General features: G+C 47.4%; 10 protein-coding genes. 9 read left to right on the top strand and 1 reads right to left on the bottom strand.

From position 1 onward, the window contains the following. Positions 1–199: 199 nt before the first annotated feature. The 4 genes from ilvD (at position 200) to AC0THY_RS05350 (ending at position 4,171) form a co-directional block, all read left to right on the top strand. Entirely contained in the window at positions 200–1,858 is a 1,659-nt protein-coding gene (gene ilvD, locus AC0THY_RS05335; protein WP_489993426.1) for a dihydroxy-acid dehydratase, read from the top strand. Between the two features lie 267 nt (positions 1,859–2,125). After that, positions 2,126–2,575, top strand: coding sequence for a GNAT family N-acetyltransferase (locus tag AC0THY_RS05340; protein ID WP_489993427.1), 450 nt, complete (start codon positions 2,126–2,128; stop codon positions 2,573–2,575). A gap of 20 nt (positions 2,576–2,595) precedes the next feature. Continuing rightward, a complete protein-coding gene (locus AC0THY_RS05345; RefSeq protein ID WP_489993428.1) occupies positions 2,596–3,357 on the top strand; it encodes a C39 family peptidase in 762 nt (253 codons plus the stop codon). A gap of 301 nt (positions 3,358–3,658) precedes the next feature. Continuing rightward, the gene (locus AC0THY_RS05350; RefSeq protein WP_489993429.1) at positions 3,659–4,171 is read left to right on the top strand and encodes a CarD family transcriptional regulator; all 513 of its coding nucleotides are present in this window, start codon (positions 3,659–3,661) and stop codon (positions 4,169–4,171) included. 185 nt (positions 4,172–4,356) lie between these two features. On the opposite strand, the gene AC0THY_RS05355 is transcribed toward AC0THY_RS05350, so the two are convergent. Further along, on the bottom strand, positions 4,357–5,964 hold the full coding sequence (locus tag AC0THY_RS05355; protein ID WP_489993113.1) for a transposase: 1,608 nt from the start codon (positions 5,962–5,964) through the stop codon (positions 4,357–4,359). A 376-nt stretch (positions 5,965–6,340) separates the two neighbouring features. Here AC0THY_RS05355 and AC0THY_RS05360 point away from each other — a divergent pair, with 376 nt between their 5' ends. The 5 genes from AC0THY_RS05360 to AC0THY_RS05380 all read left to right on the top strand — a co-directional run bounded on the left by AC0THY_RS05360 (position 6,341) and on the right by AC0THY_RS05380 (position 18,953). Further along, positions 6,341–7,927: a response regulator transcription factor gene (locus tag AC0THY_RS05360; RefSeq protein ID WP_489993430.1), complete on the top strand. Its 1,587-nt coding sequence runs from the start codon at positions 6,341–6,343 to the stop codon at positions 7,925–7,927. Then, positions 7,924–9,612, top strand: coding sequence for a sensor histidine kinase (locus AC0THY_RS05365; RefSeq protein ID WP_489993431.1), 1,689 nt, complete (start codon positions 7,924–7,926; stop codon positions 9,610–9,612). Before AC0THY_RS05360 ends, AC0THY_RS05365 begins: the two co-directional genes overlap by 4 nt. Before the next feature lie 4 nt (positions 9,613–9,616). After that, the gene (locus tag AC0THY_RS05370; RefSeq protein WP_489993432.1) at positions 9,617–11,092 is read left to right on the top strand and encodes an ABC transporter substrate-binding protein; all 1,476 of its coding nucleotides are present in this window, start codon (positions 9,617–9,619) and stop codon (positions 11,090–11,092) included. Positions 11,093–11,384: 292 nt separating this feature from the next. Beyond that, positions 11,385–12,488, top strand: a complete 1,104-nt coding sequence (locus AC0THY_RS05375; RefSeq protein ID WP_489993433.1) for a D-ribose ABC transporter substrate-binding protein — start codon at positions 11,385–11,387, stop codon at positions 12,486–12,488. Positions 12,489–12,677: 189 nt separating this feature from the next. Beyond that, on the top strand, positions 12,678–18,953 hold the full coding sequence (locus tag AC0THY_RS05380; protein WP_489993434.1) for a nucleoside hydrolase-like domain-containing protein: 6,276 nt from the start codon (positions 12,678–12,680) through the stop codon (positions 18,951–18,953). The last annotated feature ends 125 nt before the right edge of the window (positions 18,954–19,078 follow it).

Here is a 19,078-nt window from a genome sequence, read left to right on the forward strand (position 1 = left end):
ACAACTCTTTTTGACAATTTTGCCAAAGAGAGTTTTTTTTATACCATAGGAAAGTCCTTCGGAATTCCCTATGATACTGAGTTAGAATTCTCTGCAGAGTGGGGAGGCAAATACATAGTATGTATACATTGACAAAAGACATCATACAACATATAATATATCATACAATAAAAAATACGGATTAAGAAGGAGGAGAAGTATGAGAAGCAGCAGAATAAAAGAAGGGATTAATGCGGCCCCACAGAGGGCTCTGCTTGGTGCACTGGGGGTAACAGAGAGGGAGATGGAAAAACCTTTTATCGGAATCGTCTGTTCGCACAATGAGATTGTTCCGGGACATATGAACCTGGACAAGATCGCGGCTGCGGTCAGACAGGGTGTGTTGGAGGCCGGAGGAATTCCCTTCGTATTTCCTGCAATCGCTGTCTGTGACGGCATTGCCATGGGGCATGAGGGCATGAAGTATTCCCTTGTGACCAGAGAACTGATTGCGGACTCCACGGAAGCCATGGCCATGGCCCATCCCTTTGACGGGCTGGTGATGATTCCAAACTGTGATAAGAATGTACCCGGTCTGCTGATGGCAGCCGTCAGATTGAACATCCCCGCTATTTTTGTCAGCGGGGGTCCCATGCTTGCAGGGCGGTCAGGAAAGAGGAGACTCAGCTATATGGATGCGGCAGAGGCAGTGGGAAGTCTGCACAGTGGAATAATTCGGGAGGAGGAGTTAAAGGAGTGCGAACAGAATGCGTGCCCTACCTGCGGCTCCTGTTCCGGAATGTTTACGGCAAACAGCATGAACTGTCTGACGGAGGCCTTGGGTATGGCTCTGAGTGGAAATGGTACAATTCCTGCTGTATATTCCAAACGGCTTCGCCTGGCAAAGGAGACGGGGATGCAGATCATGGAGCTGGTGAGGAGGGGAATCTGTCCCAGAGATATTATGACGGAGAAGGCATTTGCAAATGCCCTTGCCGTAGATATGGCCATGGGATGCTCCACCAACAGTGTTCTGCACCTTCCTGCTATTGCAAGGGAATGCGGAATCACACTGGATCTGGAGATGGTGAATGAGATTTCCCAAAAGACTCCAAACATCTGCCATCTGTCGCCGGCAGGGGAACATTTTATTGAAGATCTGCATGAGGCCGGGGGCATACCGGCTGTGATGAATGAGATCAGCAGAGCCGGACTGCTGTACACGGACTGTCTGACCTGTACGTGCGGCCCATTGAGTAAGAGCATTGAGAATAAAAAGAGAAAGGACTCCCAGGTGATCCGCAGCCTGGAGGAGCCCTACAGCCCGGAAGGGGGGATCGCTGTTTTAAAGGGAAGTCTGGCCCCGGAGGGAGCAGTGGTGAAACGCTCAGCAGTGGATACCGGGATGATGAGGCACACAGGAAGAGCCAGGGTATTTGAGTGTGAGGAGGAGGCCCTGGAGGCTATTTATAAGGGGGAAATCGAGAAGGGGGATGTGGTGGTCATCCGGTACGAAGGTCCCAAGGGCGGCCCGGGAATGCGGGAGATGCTAAATCCCACGTCGGCTATTATGGGCAGCGGCCTTGGGGACAGCGTGGCCCTTATCACAGACGGAAGATTTTCCGGAGCCACAAGGGGAGCGGCCATCGGGCATGTATCACCGGAGGCGGCAGTGGGCGGAACCATTGCGCTTGTGAGAAACGGGGATCTGATTGAGATAGACATTACAGAAAATAGGTTGGAGCTTTTGGTTTCAGAAGAGGAGCTGGAGGTACGAAAGAGGGAGTGGACTCCAAAGCCCTCCAATGTGAAGAGCGGGTATCTGGCGCGGTACGCAAGGGAGGTTACATCTGGCTGTTCGGGGGCTGTGCTTAGATAGGATAGCCTTATCCGGCCAGGAAGAATCTGGTAACAGCTTAGGCAGGTATGCGTATTTACTGCACATACGGAACAGTTCAGAACGGGCAAGGTTCGTTATAGGCTGCGCCGGAGGAAGCTGTTTTTTAGCCGGAAGATCTGCAAACAAGCTTTGGGGAATTCCAGTAGTAAAACAGGGAAGTTTGTGCTATTATAGAACATTATAGAGCGTTTCGGCCCGGCAGGCCGGAACAAGTTACCGCAATCCGTAGAATAGAAGGAACCGCAGATGATAGAGCTGATGGAATATGAAAAACAAATGCAGGGGGAACTGGACGCGTTTTTTCATGTCTGCCTTCCCGAATCCGGGCGTGTCTACGAGCCTTTTGGCAGACATAGACATCTGCGGCATCCGGGGTCCGGATTTGTGAAATTCTGGGTCTTGAAGGCTGAGGCAAGGATAATCGGCACTGCAGCGCTGGGACGGCTTAAGGACGACAGATGCTGCGAGTTAAAGTGCCTATACTTAAGCCGTGATTTTCAGGGATACGGGTATGGGGGATGGCTGCTGGACACGGCTGTGGCTTATGCCAGAGGCAGCGGATATCAATGGATGTATCTGGATACACTGAGCACCAGCCAAAATGCAGTGATGCTCTACAGAAAAAGGGGCTTTCAGGAGACAGAGCGGTACAATCAGAATCAGACGGCCGATCTGTTTATGCGCCGCAAATTATAGCAGAGTGGATGGGGATTAGGATGAGGATAAGGCACAGAATATTTGCCGTGTTTTTGGTAACGGCCCTGGTGGGGACCGCAGGGTGCGGGGAAAAGGGATCTATGGATCTGGAGAGTCAGGAGACCTCAGAAAAAGCATATGTCATGGAGCATGTGCAGCAGATCGAGCCGTCCCGGATTGTCCAGGAGGAGTCCCAGGCCCCCCAGGCCGTTCAACTGGACGTACCGGAGCTGTTGCAGAAACCGGAGCTTCCCACCGGATGCGAGTCCGTGGCGCTGACTATGGCGTTGATGTATGAGGGGTACGATCTGGAGAAGACCACCATTGCAGATGAATATCTGGTTTACAGCGAAGATGGTGATTTTACGAGAGGATATGTGGGTGATCCCAAGTCCCGGCAGGGAGCCGGATGCTTTCCGCCGACAATTGTAGAGACTGCCAACAGCTACCTGTCCGAACAGGGAGCCGGGAAGGTGGCGGAGGATGTGACGGGCACTGACTTTGATGTGCTCCTGGAGAAGTATCTGGCAGAGGGGATTCCTGTGATTCTCTGGCACACCATGTATATGTCAGAGCCAGAGTTTACAGAGGAGATCTATGAGCGAAACGGAATAACCTATCCCTGGTACAGTCAGGAGCACTGCGTAGTGCTGTCCGGGTATGACATGGAGCAGAATACAGTGACCGTCAATGATCCCCTGGAAGGAATCATCGAGAGGGATATGAATGCCTTTCAGGAACTGTTTGAGCAGACAGGGAAATTTGCTGTTGTGATTAAATGATGATATAAGATAACGATTCAACAGGTCTGCGCATTTTACTGCGCTGACTGTAAGAAAATGATTTAGGAGTGCTAAAAGGGAGGTAGGTGTTATATATAGACAATACCGAGAAATAGGTTATATTATATAAAAATAGCATACTATAACTTTGTGAAATTATACTATTACATCAAATACTCAATCCTGTTATAATAAATCTGAGAATAGCGTGTGGACCGTAGTGTTAATCCAGCCGTGGGCACAGGCTATTCTTTTTGTGAGGAAGCAAAAAGGATATAATGCGCATTAGGAGGGAATTTGCATGGAAATGGCGCTTCAGTTTAAGGCAGGAGATTACATGATGTACGGAACCGTGGGAGTATGCCAGGTGAAGGAGATATCAAGACTGAGTTTCATGAGGGATAAAAAACTGTACTATACCCTGGTACCGGTCTTTGACAGGGGAAGTATGATTTATATACCTGTTGACAACCAAAAGGTGGTGATGCGCCCGGTGATCAGCAGAGAGGAAGCGGAAGTCTTTATTGAGCAGCTGCCAAAGTTTCAGGTGGAGAAGTATGCCAACCGTAACGAACGGCTGCAGGCCTGTAAGGAGATGCTGGTGTCCGGCGACAAAGAGAAATGGGCGGCCATGGTCAATGGACTGTTTCAATTGGGGATGAACAAACGTGAGCGGGGGCGCAGCCTGACCATCAATGAGGCGGAGAGTATGAAAAAGGCGGAAAACCTCTTGTTTGGAGAACTGGCGGTGGCTCTTGGGCTTCAGGTGGATCAGGTTCCGGAATATATCGGAAGAAAATTACAGGGAGAATAATTTACCGGCAAAGATACAGTCCAGCTTTTTGCAAGCTGGACTTTTTTTCATAGGATTAGGGTGTCAAAAGCCACTTAAATAATAATCGATATTTACTTGTACCTTGAAAATTTAACACGAAATGGTTTTAGACAATAAAAGATGGTAGTTAGAGGTTACCTGATGAAGTATCTTCCTATGACTTTTTATACTACTTTTAATTTTGGGTCACAGTTAGCCAGGCTATTAGTGTAATTTAATAGCTTTTGAAAATTTAGTGCCGCTATTTTGAACCCAAAATGAAAACGGGTTCTGTACTTTCCATGCGTTGGTATTTTATCTACGTGGTATCTTCTCCTAAGAAGAGACGGAATTGCTTCTACACCATTGCGAAAGCGGGCATACTGGCTGAATTCTTCCGTTTTCATATACTGTAATTGTTTTGCTCTTCCAACCGATTTCCATGAGACCTCTTTCCGGACTCTTGTTTTTAAGAAGCGGGGCAGACATTTTTCTTTGTAGGGACATGAGTTGCAGGTCTCAATTTTAAAATATGCAACCGAACGATCCTTACTCGGATCGTATATGCATTCTTCTGGAGCACACTTATTTATACATTCTATCAAATACTGTCCGTCCTGCGTAAACTTGAATTCAGCATAGATTTCATCTGGTTTGCGTCCTGTAAAGTTTGTAGTTACAAGCTTAAGATTATGATCTTTTGCCAGCCTGGAATTCTCTTCACCACTGTAAGCACCATCAGCGACTATAAATGCTTCCTCTTCAAAAGTCTGCTGGTTGTGAAGATAATCTTTCATGAATTGATTGTCAGCATAGACATTTTTTTCATATGAATAATCAGTGATAAGACTGCCTGTTTCACCGACAGATTCTACTACGTTACCAACATACCCGAGATTTTTCCCACCAGCTTTATAGCGAAACGTCGCCTCTGGATCTGAAGGATTTAACAAAACTTCAGAAGTATTTTTAATCTCTTTTTTTTCAAGAAGGCGGCGGGAACCATCATCGTCGATAATCGTTCTTTCTTTTAGCAAGCGAATTAGAAGTTGGTACTCACTTGTATCATCAAAGTCACCTGTATTATCACACAGTTGAATAAGCACTTCGGCATCGTGCATTACAGCAATGGTTCTTTCTGCAGCATCCATATCCCTTTTATGGTAGATGCAACGATTATAATCATCTTTTTCGATGTAATGATGTTGTTTCTCAGGGATTTCTTTTTCACGTTGATTCATAATCTTTGCTAAATTTGCAACGCAAGTATAGAAAAGCTCCAGTAATGAAAGATTTCTAATATTAGCTGCAATCATAAGACTGTCCATTCGCTGCATATTTGGAGTGATTTTCATAAATTCTGACAGTTCCTTCGCCATTTTTACAGTGCATTCATGAATGAGGTCAACATCATGCTCTGTTTCATAAGCCAGCACACGTGCTCTGAACCGGCTGAGCGTTCTATCGCTAAGGGGCTGTTCCTCAAAACTTGTTGTATGAAGTGCATACTGATAACGAACATCAAACATAAGCGCTTCTACCAATTCATCATCCGTATCTCCAAGAGCTTCTTTTAGAATAAGAGCACCTACAATAACATTTACCGGAGTATTTGGACGTGACGCTTTACTGCTATACAATTCTGAAAAAATAGTTTCATCGATAGCAGGAAAAACATACTCAGCAAAAGCTTTTGCCCATGATTTTTCCAATACGCGTTTTTCTCTTTCAGTAAGATTGAAAGTACTATCCATTAAAGATAATTGTTGATTATTATTAGCAACAAAAGCCATTTCATCACCTCCATATTTGATAACTTAATTATAACAAATATCAGGTATTTACGATATATATCGTGTTAAATTTTCAAGGTACAAATTTATATCAAAGGTCACTGACCTTTTGACACCCTAATCTTCATAGGAAAGTTCGTCCTATGAAATAAAAAATGCTCCGCAGGATTCTTTTTTACTGCATGGAAGGATGCCTTAAGGCACTAAGCGGCGCATAAATCAGCCAGACCTTTTGGGAACGAGGGGGCGGATAAATTTATAGTAGACAAAATTTGAAAAAAGGGATATATTTGGAGTAAAATAACGAAACATTTTTGTGAAAATTTACTTAAAACTAGTGAAAACGTTTGAGTACGGGCAACAGGGGGACGGCGGTTTGAATATTTTGATTGTAGATGACGAGAAACTGGAGGTAGAAGTGATACGTCGCATGATTGACGTGCACAAGTTTGGTGTGGACGAGATATACTGTGCCTACAGCTTAAAACAGGCCGTGGAGGTGATGGAGCTTCACGACATAACGGTACTTTTGAGCGACATAGAGATGCCCAGGGGAAGCGGGCATGAGCTGGTGGAATGGATACGGGAACAGGGGCTGGATACAATCCCGATCTTTTTGACAAGCCATGCAGTTTTCAGTTATGCGCAGGAGGCTCTCCGGCTGGGGGTAATTCAATATATTCTAAAGCCGGTAGTGAAAGAAGAGCTGGAGGCGGCCCTGAATGCCGCTGCGGAGCAGGTGAGGCTCAATGAGCAGATTGAGCAGAACCGCAAGTATGCAGAGCGCTGGAACTCCAGCCAGCAGATTCTACGGAAGGAATTTTGGAGAAGGCTGTTGGAGAGTGATACGGGCAGCATCTCCATCGACTACGCACATATGGCCCAGGCGCACGGTCTCTCTCTGAAAGAGGGGGAACGTTTTTTCCCGATTTTGGTGGCATGGGAGCGAAAGCACGGAAAGGGGAGTGCCTGGGATGACTCAACCATTGAGTTTGCATTGGAGAATGTTTTGTCAGAACTGCTGTGGGAATCCCCCGGGGAAAAGAATCTGCTCAACGAGAAACATAGAATTCTCATTTTCTATCGCATGGATACTCAGCCGGAGCAGGTTGTCACGGAAAAACTGGAGCTGATGCTTCAGCAGTGCAGAGCGATCCTGGGGTTTTGCCGTATCACCTGCTATGTGGACAAACCCGCGGAGATCTCCCAAGTCCGGAAGACTGCCTTCGCGTTGTTGCAGTCAGAGGACAATGATGTGAAAAAGTCCGGAGGAATAGTACGGATTCATAAGCTGGAGCAGAGATCAGGCCAATATCAGAAGCCGGATATGGAAAAATGGATTCGGGAGCTTTTTGAGCCGGGATACCGTAAAGTAATCCTGCAGATGGAGAGCTATTTGAATACGCTGGGAGCTTCCGGGGAGGCAAACGGCCATGTGCTCAACTGCTTTCAGCACGACTTTCTGCAGGAATTGTACGGGGCCTTGAAAAAACGGGGTATTCAGGCCAACTCTATCTTGAAAAATGAAAAACTGGTGCCCCTGTTCAATGAGTCCTCCCATTCCATTGAGGACATGCAGATATGGATTCGGGAACTTATAGAATTTCTGGCCTCCTACAGCTATGAGACAGAAAAGACTCCAAACATTGTACGCAAGCTGGAGACTTACATAGAGGAAAACCTCCAGGAGGAATTGACCAGGAGCGATCTGGCGGCCAAGGTGTTTCTGCATCCGGATTACCTCTCACATATTTTTAAAGAAAAGACAGGGATGTCAATATCAGACTATATCATACACGCCAGACTGGAGAGAGCCAAGGTCCTGCTGCGTTCCACAGAGGGGAGAATTTCTGAAGTCTCCCAGAAGGTGGGGTATACGAATACCGCCTACTTTACCAAGCTGTTTAAGCGGGCAACCGGGATGACACCCAAGGAATTTAGAAAGGAACAGGAATCCGTATGAAATGGTTTCATGCCCTGAGGTATCGAATGCTGATTATGATTGGGGCGATTATGCTGGTGATGAGCGCTTTTGTGATCTCCTACAATATCTATATCTATCAAATGAAGGATGAGCAGTTTCTGACCTCTCTGGAGCGGTCCCTGGACTTTTACACAAAGATGCTCAGTGACAGCCTGGGGGAAGTGGAAAATTTTCTGGTTGCACAGAACCAGATGGGGGTGGAGTTTCAGAAACTGGAGAATCCCAAAAAAGAGATAGACCGATATCTGGCGGAGCTTGCGATCGCATCCTATTACAGGGAGTCCATAGAACGGTTCAAGGACATAGACGGCCTGTTCATGTACTGTCCCGCTGCGGACGTGTATCAGGGACGCATCGGAAGCGGGGTCAGCAGCAAGGAAAATACTACAATCAAGTATCATATACAGAGTCTCACAGACATGTTTGAGAAGACAGAGGGGCAGGAGAGAGGCTGGTTTGCCGCCCATCTTCAGGGAAACTACTATCTGATAAAGATGCTGGACCTTCAGGGGGTCTATGTGGGGAGCTGGGTGAGGGCGGATAAGCTGGTTGCGCAGGCGGAGGAGATGGTGGATACGGACAAAGGGTATCTGGTGCGCATCTATGATCAGAAGGGAAATTCTCTGACGGAGGTGAAGGCTGAGCAGATCAAGGGCCATAAGTATGTTAGACTCACCTCAGAGGTGAAGGACAGGGGGTTCTCTGTGGTGCTGATGGTGGAGAGACACCAGGGAGTGCTAGCTTGGGACGACCCCGCTATGATCTCGGTAGTGACCGCCATTCTGGGCCTGGTTGTGCTGGTGGCAGCCTGCTGGCTAACCTTTCAGAGATTTTTTATGAGACCTCTGGACAATCTGGTATTGGCTATGAACCGGTTAAAGGACGGGGATCTGGACGTTATGGTTGAGGCTCGTGGCAATTACGAGGAATTTCAAAAAGTCAATGAGGCCTTTGAGTCCATGACAAAGGAGATTAAGCAGCTGAAAATCGATGTTTATGAAGAAATGTTGAACAAGCAGAATGCGGAACTGCAATACCTCCAGGTACAGATAGACCCGCACTTTCTAACCAACTGTATGAATCTGATCCGGAATCTTTCCATGTGCGGGGAGAACGATAAGGTGGAAGAAGCAGCCGTATACCTGAGCAAATATATGCGTTATTCCCTCACAAACAGCACAGTGATTCCGCTGGAGCGGGAGCTGGAGCATGTGGACAGCTACTGGAGGCTGCAGAAACTGCGCTATGAGGATCAGATTGACATTGAAATCATTATGGAGCCCTCATTGGGCAAAATGAGGATTCCCACTATGCTGGTCCAGACCTTTGTGGATAATGCTGTTAAACACCAGTTTTCACCGGATATACAGCTGAAGATCAAGATAGTAATCACCCTCCAGGGAGATTCTTTCAACGGCTGGTATCTGAACCTTTATATTCAGGACAATGGAGAGGGATTTAGGCCTGAGGTTCTGGAAAAGCTTAAAAAGCATGAAATCATACATGACCTTGGCAGAGAGCATATTGGAATATACAATGTGTACCAGCGTTTGGAGATTCTGTACCAGGATCGGTTCAGGATGGTGTTTGCGAACCGGCAGATGGGCGGAGCGGTAGTAAATATTGACCTGCCTGTAGAGACGGAAGAGGCGAAAATGAGGTGAATACATGAAAAAGATTCTGGCAGGAACGATTCTTCTGTTACTCCTTGCAGCAGTGGGAACGGGCTGCGGCGGATCCCGGAGAGAGACTGGGGAGGGAACGGGAGAAGATAAAGAGTATACAAAGCTGGTCATGGCCTATCCCTGCAGTGCAGCGCTGACCCATGACCAGGGGCTTGTAGAGGAAGCCATCAATGAGATCACCAGAGAAAAGCTGGGGGTTGAGATTGAGTTTAAGGTGATGGAGAGCCAGTATTCCACAAAGATTAACCTGATGCTGGCAGGGAAGGAGCCTCTGGATATTATCTCTGCCAATGGAAGCATGTACCTGGAGATGTATATGAAAGGGTACCTGCACCCTCTGGACGGGCTGCTGGAGCAGTACGGGAAGGGAATCATAGAGGAGGTGGGTGAGGAGACGATCCACGCCTGCGATATTAACGGAGTGTTGTACGGACTTCCCAATAACCGGGATTACGCAGCAGGGTGGAATGCCTATATGCTGCGAAAGGACATTCTCGACAAGTATCATATTGACCCCGGGGAGTTGAAGGATCTTAAAGACCTGGAAGAGTTGTATGAATTTATCCAGGAGAGAGAGCCGGATATGGTGATGGTAGCCAACCGTTCAGGTAGTATGCTCTCCAACCTGTACTTTGCAGACGGAATGTACAACTTTCCCAGCGGTGTCCATATGGACTATGGAAGGGATGAGGAACTGACCAATATCTTTGAGTCAGACCTCTATTACGATGCGTTAAAGAGAGTACGCCGCTGGTACCTAAAGGGATTTATGGGGGACGAGGTGATCCAGGAGACTAGGGGGATCGCCGACAGAATCCAGGACGGGGATCTGTTCTCCTTTCAGACCATAGGAAAACCCGGAATTTTGCAGCAGGAAATTCTGGGATGCGGCCGGGAGCTGGTGTTTGTGCAGTTTGGGGAGAATGCCATCAGCTACAATTCCATAGCAGCATATCCCTGGGTCATCACGGAGAATACCGTCTCAGCAGAAAAGTCCATGCAGCTTCTGAACCTGCTCTACACAGACCCGGATATTATGAATCTACTGTCCTACGGAATAGAAGGCAAGCACTATGTAAAGACTGAGGACGGCTTCATCACCTTTCCTGAGGGAATGAATGTAAATATCTTCATAAAAAATGCCTGGAGAATGCCGAATCAGTTTATCACTCATGTCTGGGAGGGAAATCCAAAGGATCTGTGGGAGAAGATGCGGGAATTTAATGAGAAGTCCATCCATGCCTGCGACATTGGGTTTAACTTTGACATCTCTCAGGTGTCAACAGAGTACTTTGCACTGAAATCCATCTATGAAAAGTATAAGGTGATCCTGGAAAACGGACTGGTAAATCCCAGGGAGGGGCTTGACGAAATGAACCGGGAGCTGGAGGAGAATGGGATTGACCAGGTGATTGAGAATAAAAGGGAGCAGTTTTTAAAATGGAAAGAGAATAAGTAAAGGCCAGAAGCCATCCTTTCACATCTAGAGTGAAAAGGGTGGTTTTTTTGTGCCCTGCGGCCGGCAGCCTGGCTAAACAGATTTTCTTAAATATTTACACAAATCTGTTCCAAAACGCAAAATCAGAAAAGAAAAGCAGAATCGTACTGTTTTATACCAGAATCGTTATTTTTTCTCCATATTCATTTTGCTAAACTATGTTTATGTAAAGATTTATGTGGTTTCTTTAAATAAATTTATATAAATCTTTATAAAACTTTTAAACCAATATATGTTATGGGAGGGCAATAAGATGAAGAAAAAAATGTTAGGTGTACTGTTGAGCGCAGCTATGGTAGCTTCCATGCTGGTAGGATGCGGAGGAGCAAAGACGCCGGAGACAGCCGCAGCGCCTCAGACTGAGGCAGCTACAAAGGCACCGGCCACAGAGGCACCGGCTACAGATGCCCCAGCTACAGAGGCTCAGGACACAGAAGCTCCGGCTACGGAGGCTACAGAGTCAGAGGCAGCGGAGGCGCTTCCGGGAGGAGGAAGTAATATCCTTTATGTTATCACACCATCACACTCCAATCCGTTCTTCGGTACTGAGGCAGACGCTGCATCGAAAAAGGCTGAGGAGTTAGGCTATGAAGTGAAGACACTGTCCCACGATGATGACGCCACAAAACAGATGGAGCACTTCGAGGCAGCCATCGCGGATAAAGCTGCGGCAATCATCTGTGACAACGCAGGTGCTGACGCAACCATTGAGGCAGTAAAGAAAGCCAGAGATGCCGGAATCCCCACATTCCTCATTGACCGTGAGATCAACGAAGAGGGTGTAGCTATTTCACAGATCGTAGCAAACAACTACCAGGGAGCAAAGGCAGTGGCTGAAGTTTGGGTAGAGGCAATGGGCGAAGAAGGCGAGTATGTTGAGCTGTTAGGTAAAGAATCTGATACAAATGCAGCCGTTCGTTCTTCTGCATTCCATGAAGTAATTGATCAGTATCCGGATCTGGTTATGGTAGAACAGCAGTCCGCAAACTGGGAGCAGACAGAGGCGTTTGAGAAGATGGAGACCATTTTACAGTCCCACCCGGACATCAAGGGCGTTATCTGCGGAAATGATACCATGGCAATGGGCGCTGAGGCAGCCATCGCAGCAGCAGGCCTGAAAGATGTACAGATCATCGGCGTGGACGGATCTGACGATGTGAGAGATAAGATCAAAGAGGGTACGATCCTGGCTACCGCACTTCAGCAGTGTGCAGAGATCGCACGTATGGCAGCCGTACAGGCAGATGATTACCTGAAGAACGGCACAACCGGTCTGGAAGAGAAACAGTTGGTAGACTGTATCGCAATCACAAAGGACAATGCGGACAACCTGAACGCTTTTGATTATCAGGAATAATTTGATAAGAAAACATAGGGAAATTTAATAGCATGGTAACGTATCTGAAGGTCTGTGCAATAATGCACAGACCGTAAGATGATTTTCAAGAGTAAGAAAAGCCCATTGAAAAGGAGATCCTAAATGGGTTTTGTATTCCAATTGAGAAGGTAATGAAAAGTTAAGCAGCAATATAATGTGGAGGGAAATATGGATAAAAAAATAAATTTTAGATCCAGAATGAAAAAGACTGCAGCGATGGTGCTGGCAGCAGCAATGGTTACCTCATCCTTAAGCTATATGCCTCCAATGGAGGCACAGGCAGCTGCCCAAAAAGTAACTAAGATCACCATGAGTTCCTCAAAGCTGACGATTTACAAGGGGCAGAAAAAGACGCTGAAGGTAAAAGCAGCCCCCAAGGCAGCCAAGTTTACGGCGAAATGGAAGAGCAGCAACAAAAGGGTGGCCAAGGTAAACAGCAGGGGGGTTGTTTCCGCTATCCGCACAGGAACCGCAACAATCACAGCTTCCGTTAAAGGAAAAAATAATAAGACCTTGAAGGCTACCTGCAAGGTTACGGTCAAGAAACCTGTTTTGATCAAGAACATGAAGCTGAATGTCACGAAGGTGACCTTGACTGAAGGGCAGACAAAGGCCATCAAGGCAACCTTTAAGCCTAAGAATGCCAGCATTAAAAAGCTGAACTACAAGAGTTCCAAATCAAGTGTGGCATCTGTGAGCACAAAGGGAAAGATCACAGCGAAGAAGGCTGGAACGGCCACGATTACGGCCAGTGCTACGGACGGAAGCAAGAAAAAGGCCACGGTAAAGGTTACCGTAAAGACAAAAGAGACAAAACCGACACCGCCGCCCACACCCCAGGAAGTCAAGGTATCCAATATCGCAGTGGATTCAGCCCTGACTTTGGACTCAGGTGCGAGGTATCAGCTGAAACCTGCAGTGGCACCTGCGAACGCCACGAATAAGGGATTGAAATATACATCCTCCGATCCCTGCGCGGCAACTGTGGATGCAAACGGCAGCATTGCCGCAATCACACAGGGCAGCACAGACATTACTGTTCAGGCTGCAGACGGAAGCGGTGTCAAGGCAGTTGTACACGTGACAGTGACAAGCATGGATAAGCCGAGAGCCATCATCACCCAGGATGCTGAGGTGGATGACCAAAACTCACTGATACATGCACTGCTCTACGCTAATGAGATCGATTTCCAGGGAATCGTTCAGACCAGTTCTAAGTTCCACTGGATCGGTGATCCGGATGCGGAGGATGAGGCATCTCAGACCAGTTACCGTTGGCCGGGGACAGAGTGGATGAACGAATTTGCTGATGATTACCAGGAAGTTTTCAAAAATCTGCGCACTCATGATTCTGCTTACCCCACACCAGATTACATACGCAGCATAATTGCAGTGGGAAATATCGCATCCAAAGGTGATCTGAAAAAAGAGACAGATGGTTCCAGGTTAGTGGAAAAGGCACTTTTGGATAATGACTCCAGAACCCTTCACCTTATGGCATGGGGCGGAACAAATACCATTGCCCGTGCACTGATGAGTATTGAAGAAAAATATAAAAACACAGAACAGTGGGCGTCTGTACGCAAAAAGATTATTGATAAGACAATGATCGGTGCTTTTGGAAAACAGGATGAGACCTATGATGAGTACATTGCCGAAGAATGGCCTGAAATCCCATTCATGAATGTAGGCGGAGGAACTACTTATGGGTACGCATGGTCCAGAACAGCCGGGGATGCAGATAGTGAAGCAAAGCGAACAATGTCCGGAGCCTGGATGAGAGAGAATCTGGATTATGGACACGGTCCGCTGCTGGACAATTATGTGACATGGGGAGACGGAACCTATCTGGATGGCGAGGAAGAAGGCAGCCAGTTTGGTACCAACGAATCCATGCTGGACAGCACTGCCTGGTGGGGAAGAATGAAGTATCAGAGATATGATTTCCTCTCTGAGGGTGATTCACCCAGCTTCTTCTACCTGATGGATACAGGACTTAGATCACTGGAAGATCCTGCATTCGGAAGCTACGGCGGACGTTACTATCTGGATACCAGCATGAAGAACTCCAAGGGACAGCAGTTGAACTGGTATAAGACCGTTCAGGATTACGATCCGCTGCAGGACAAGATGGTGAACTCTGACTGGCGATGGATAGCAGATCTGCAGCATGATTTTGCAACACGTGCAGACTGGTGTATTACACCGAAATACGAGGATGCAAACCACAATCCATCTCTGAGTATTAAAGAGGGTCTGGATTTTGTTGCAAAACCCGGTGAAACCTTGAAGCTACACGCGGTGACGAGCGACCCGGACGGTGACTATGTATCTGTGAAATGGTCTCAGTATTTTGAGGCAGATACTTATGAAGAGCCGGAAACAAATAAGGGCATTTACATCAAGGGCGCAAACTCAGATGTGGCTACCATTACGGTACCTGAGGATGCAAAGGATGGCGACAATCTGATTATCCTAGTTCAGGCTACCGACAATGGAACACATTCTCTTACACGTTATCAGCAGGTTGTAATTACTGTTGGTGAGACCACTAAAGCAAAGAGCGTAGAGGTAAAAGGCAGTAATGCATTAGAAACAGGCAAAACTACGAAACTTCAGGCAGAGGTACTCCCGGCAACAGCAAATGTCAAAACGGTAACATGGGAATCCTCAGACGAAACAATTGCCGAAGTTGATGCTTCTGGCACAGTTACCGGTATTGATGTGGGAACAGTCATTATAACTGCAGTTTCCAAATCTGACAGTACAGTAAAGGGCAGCCTTGAAATTACCGTGACAAGAGCTGCTAATGATCCTGCGAACAGCAAGGTCAGGACTATCGTAACCACAGACGGCGAAGTGGATGACATGGACTCCTTTATGCGTCTGATGCTCTACTCCAACGAGATGGATATCGCAGGAATCATCCTGACAAGCTCCACCTACCACTATGCGGGTGATCCGGATAAGGGGATTGACCCCTACCGCTGGACCGGAACAGCATGGGCAGGGGAAGTGCTGGACGATTATGCAGAGGTTTATGACAACTTAAAGATTCACGCAGACGGTTATCCGTCACCAAATTACTTAAAGAGTATCTTGAAAATCGGTAACATCAAGAATGTAGGCGAAATGGATGAGATTACGGAAGGTTCTGAGTTTATGAAGAAGCTTCTTCTGGACGATGACGAGAGAACCACCTACATCCAAACCTGGGGCGGCACCAATACCACAGCTAGAGCGTTGAAGTCCATTGAGGAAGAGTACAAAGGAACGGACAAGTGGGATGAGATCTATAAGAAGGTCTGTGACAAGGCAGTCATCTACATCATCCTGAACCAGGATGCCACCTACTCAGACTACATCGCCAAGAACTGGCCGGACATTAAGGCAATCCATGATGGAGGAAACTTCTGGAGATTTGCCTATATGTGGAAACAGGTCCCGGAGCAGCTGACCACAAAACTGAGCGGAGATTGGTTCTACACCAATATCCTGAAGAATCACGGTCCACTGCTTGCCAATTACAAGACCATGGGAGACGGAACCACCCTTGAGGGCGAGCTGGACAGCGAGCAGAGAGGCTGGGAGAACCGTATCATAGGGACTGGATACGACCGCTATGACTTTATCTCAGAGGGAGACTCTCCGTCCTTCTTCTACCTGCTCGATACAGGCTTAAGGAGTATGGAAGATCCCACCTACGGAGGCTGGGGCGGAAGATTTGAGGAAGATCCGAATACCGGAACTTACGAGAACACTGCAAAAGACTTCAATATTTATACAGAGAAAGACGATACCACCTACACACTGACCAGATGGTTTGACGATATTCAGAATGACTTTGGAGCAAGGGCCGATTGGTGTGTAGCCGACAGCTATGGGAAGGCAAACCACAGACCTACCGTTGAGGTGACGACCGGACTGGATATCACAGCAGCAGCAGGCGAGCGTGTGAGCATCAGCGCAAAGGCAAGTGACCCGGATGGGGACAAGCTGACCTATAAATGGTGGCAGTACTATGAAGCTGACACTTACAAGGGAAGTGTAGACGGAAAGATTGAGATGGCGGGAGCCTCCTCAGACCGCATGAGTTTTACGGTACCAACTGATGCAAAGAATGGGGATACCATTCACATGATCGTGGAGGTATATGACAGCGGTGCTCACAACATGAAGCATTATCAGAGAGTGATCCTGACTGTAGACGGTGAGAGCACTCCTGTGAAAGAAATTACAGTAACTGCAAACAAAGATTCTATTGTTGCAGGAACAACTGCAACCGTGAGCGCAGCAGTGCTGCCGGCAGACGCGACAGATGCAAGTGTGATATGGAGCTCCGACGATGAGAGCGTTGCCACTGTGGAAGAGGGCAGAAGAGGTGTTACGGTAACAGGTGTTTCAGCGGGAACCGCGGTGATCCGTGCAACATCAAAGAGCAATCCGGAAGTATCCGGAAGCGTGGAAATCACGGTAATGAGAGCCGCCAATGACCCTGCAAATCAGAATCCGAGAGCTATCATTACCCAGGATGCTGAGGTGGATGATCAGAACTCACTGGCACATGCACTGCTCTATGCAAATGAGATTGACTTCCAGGGAATTATTCAGACAAGTTCTCAGTTTCACTGGATAGGAGATCCCGAGGCAGCAGATCCGGCTTCACAGACCAGCTACCGCTGGCCGGGAACGGACTGGATGTTTGGATACGCAGATGACTATGAGGCTATTTATGAAAACCTGCACGCACATGATCCGAATTATCCTACGCCAAGCTATATCCGCAGCATAATGAAAATCGGTAATATTGCATATAAAGGTGATGTGAAAGAGGAGTCAGACGGTTCTAAACTGATTGAGAAGGCGCTGCTGGACAATGATCCCAGAAAGCTTCATCTCCTGGCTTGGGGAGGCATGAACACCATCTCCAGAGCTTTGATGAGTATTGAAGAGGATTATAAAAACACAGACCAGTGGGAAGAAATCCGCAACAAGATCATTGATAAAGTTATGATCGGAGCATGGGGAAAACAAGATCAGACCTATGATGAGTACATTGGTGAAGAATGGCCTGAAATCGTTTGTATGAACGTCAGCGCAACTTCCTATGGATATGCCTGGGCTGGCACTGCAGGTGATGTGGACAGCGAAGCGAAAAGGACTATGTCCGGAGCATGGATGAGAGCCAATATAGACTATGGACATGGCCCGCTGTTAGATAACTACGTTACCTGGGGTGACGGAACTTATCTGGAAGGCGAGGAGGAAGGCAGTCAGTTTGGAACGAATGAATCCATACTGGATAGCACTTCCTGGTGGGGAGGAAGGAAATATCAGAGATATGATTTCCTCTCGGAAGGAGATTCCCCGTCATTTATCTACCTGATGAATACAGGTTTGAGATCACTGGAAAATCCGGAATACGGAAGCTTCGCAGGCAGATATGTTCTGGATACCACTGCAAAGAATTCCAAGGGCGAACAGCTTAGCTGGTACAAGCCGGTTAAGGATTACGATCCTCAGCAGAACAAGATGGTGAACTCCGACTGGCGCTGGATCGCAGATCTGCAGCATCAGTTTGCAACACGCGCAGACTGGTGTATCACACCGAACTACGAGGATGCCAACCATGCACCATCTCTTGAGATCAAGGAGGGGCTGGACTTCACAGCAAAGCCAAGCGAAACCTTAAAGCTGCATGCTTTGACAAGCGATCCGGATGGAGATTACGTATCTGTGAAATGGTCTCAGTACTTTGAGGCGGACACATACGCAGAGCCGGAAGCCAATAAGGGCATTTACATTAAAGGCGCAAACTCAGATGTGGCTAGCATCACAATACCGGAAGACGCAAAAGAAGGGGATACCCTGATTATTCTGGTACAGGCAAAAGACAATGGTACACATGCACTCTCCCGCTACCAGGAGATCATCATCACAGTAGAGGGCAGAGAAGAATTAGGTGAACTTACGATGGAATTACCTGAAGGCGTGAGTGCAGACAGAATTGAGCTCGGAACAAAGGCAGCAGGCTGGGGAGGTTCTCCCTATGCAAAACAGTTGACTGTTTTGAGTGATGGGGAGCAAGTTCCCGCAGGGAAGACCTTTACCTGGTCATCCTCTGACGAGAGCGTTGCAACCGTAAGCACAACAGGTCTGGTAACTCCGAAAGCGGAGGGTACCGTGACAATCACTGCCACGGCCAAAGACGGAAGCGGCAAAACGGCTGTGATAGAGCTGAAGGTTGTGAAGATTGATGACAGCAAGCAGGCAGTAACGGCCAGCAGCGCGCCAGTCATGTCAGAGGCAGTGGCTGAGGAAACAACAGAAGAGGACTCCCAGTCTGATTCCACAGAAACTCAGGCGGAGGAGACAGAGCCGCAAGAGACTCAGGCAGATGAAAGTGTACAGATGGAAGTGAATGAAGTTGTAATTGAAGAATAGTAAGAAGCTCTGTATGGGGGCGCTTTCAGGGGAACGCGCCCCCTGCTTCTCACTAAAGACGTAAACATTTATATAAAAAATTCATGTAATAAAAAGACATCGCCGGGAGATTCCCGCTGGACAGA

Source organism: Ruminococcus sp. 8Y-12, from assembly GCF_058119865.1.

Coding starts and splice junctions, on each gene's coding strand:
- ilvD (WP_489993426.1), top strand. CDS start 200: ATGAGAAGCAGCAGAATAAAAGAAGGGATTAATGCGGCCCCACAGAGG.
- AC0THY_RS05340 (WP_489993427.1), top strand. CDS start 2,126: ATGATAGAGCTGATGGAATATGAAAAACAAATGCAGGGGGAACTGGAC.
- AC0THY_RS05345 (WP_489993428.1), top strand. CDS start 2,596: ATGAGGATAAGGCACAGAATATTTGCCGTGTTTTTGGTAACGGCCCTG.
- AC0THY_RS05350 (WP_489993429.1), top strand. CDS start 3,659: ATGGAAATGGCGCTTCAGTTTAAGGCAGGAGATTACATGATGTACGGA.
- AC0THY_RS05355 (WP_489993113.1), bottom strand. CDS start 5,964: ATGGCTTTTGTTGCTAATAATAATCAACAATTATCTTTAATGGATAGT.
- AC0THY_RS05365 (WP_489993431.1), top strand. CDS start 7,924: ATGAAATGGTTTCATGCCCTGAGGTATCGAATGCTGATTATGATTGGG.
- AC0THY_RS05370 (WP_489993432.1), top strand. CDS start 9,617: ATGAAAAAGATTCTGGCAGGAACGATTCTTCTGTTACTCCTTGCAGCA.
- AC0THY_RS05375 (WP_489993433.1), top strand. CDS start 11,385: ATGAAGAAAAAAATGTTAGGTGTACTGTTGAGCGCAGCTATGGTAGCT.
- AC0THY_RS05380 (WP_489993434.1), top strand. CDS start 12,678: ATGGATAAAAAAATAAATTTTAGATCCAGAATGAAAAAGACTGCAGCG.